Raw genomic sequence first — 260 nt, forward strand, 5'->3', positions numbered from 1 at the left:
GCTCAAGGCGCCGCAGGCCGCCAGATTTGCCGCACCGGCCCGGCCGGAAAACCAGCCGACAAGCGGCACGCCGACGAAGGTACCGGCCATGGCTGCCGCCAGCGCCAGGCCCGTGTCGACTTCATTGCCGCCGAGCGTGTGGAAATAATCGTTGAGCAGGAAGGTGGCGCCATAACCGGCGGAGGTCAGCAAGGTGCCGAGGAACAGAAAAATCGCAGTGGTGAAGCGCATGGTCTTGACTCGCACGAGGAGGAATAAGT

Annotated in this window: 1 protein-coding gene; it reads right to left on the reverse strand. The window is 63.5% G+C overall.

The window, feature by feature from the left end; translation table 11 throughout:
* Positions 1-231 (reverse strand): hypothetical protein (locus AC2ETI_RS32780; RefSeq protein ID WP_483635070.1); only part of this gene is annotated, 231 nt, incomplete at its 3' end.
* Positions 232-260 lie beyond the last annotated feature (29 nt).

The organism is Rhodococcus sp. MurmanLake-1 (genome assembly GCF_056945715.1).